General features: G+C 54.2%; 2 protein-coding genes. Both read right to left on the bottom strand.

All coding sequences use genetic code 11. The features are described 5' to 3' along the window. Positions 1–284: SLOG cluster 4 domain-containing protein (locus tag HW443_RS12195; protein ID WP_320411586.1), on the bottom strand; the 284-nt coding region annotated here is incomplete at its 3' end. A gap of 158 nt (positions 285–442) precedes the next feature. Next, a partial coding sequence (locus HW443_RS12190) for an aspartate-semialdehyde dehydrogenase (protein WP_258190544.1) occupies positions 443–804 on the bottom strand: 362 nt, incomplete at its 5' end.

The following is an 804-nucleotide window of genomic DNA, read 5'->3' as shown; positions in this document are numbered from 1 at the left end:
CGGGCCTGACCCAGGCCTGTGGGAAGAGCTACCTGAAGGTAGCTGCTACTTCCCAATCTGTTCTCTCCCGGGAGGATCCACACGGCCAGACCTCCCACTTCTCTGGCTCCTCTGGCAGCCCCAGCCATCACTCCACCCAGGCCTCCGCACACCACAATAGCGCCTCGCCAGCCTGCCTCCCTACCTACCTGGTAGGCCATCTCATAGGTCCTTTGATCACACTCACCAGCGCCAATGCCGGAGATATAGGCCATATTCCCACGGCTCTTTACGTGCTGCACCATCAAGTCTCCCTAAGGTCTTAAACTGAACTTGCACGCCTTTAGTCAGGGTAAGAAGATTGTACAAGACTCTTGAAATTCCCGAAAGACCCTGGGCTCCCCTCTTTCTTCACATCTTTGGCCCAGCCCCGGCTCTTTGACATATAGGAGAGTTGAAGACTCTAATGAGCAAGAAGCTCCATAATCTGGACCGCGTTAAGGGCAGCACCTTTTCGTAGATTGTCCGCTACTATCCACAGGTTTAGCCCGTTGGGCACAGAGTCATCTTCCCGGATACGGCCCACAAAACACTCATCTCTTCCCTCTGCATCTATGGGGGTAGGATATATCCCTTTGTGGAAATCGTCCATGACCTCCACTCCCGGTGCCCCCTCCAGAAGCTCTCGGGCCTTTTGGGCAGTTATCTTCTTCTCTGTCTCAATGTTCACAGCTTCGGAATGGGCGCAGAAGACCGGGACCCTTACTGTGGTAGCGGTGATCTTGATCTCCGGGTCGTGCATAATTTTTCTGGTCTCGTGGACCA

The organism is Candidatus Hakubella thermalkaliphila (assembly GCF_013281975.1).
Lineage (GTDB): Bacteria > Actinomycetota > Humimicrobiia > Hakubellales > Hakubellaceae > Hakubella > Hakubella thermalkaliphila.
This window is presented reverse-complemented; position numbering and strand designations above follow the sequence as displayed.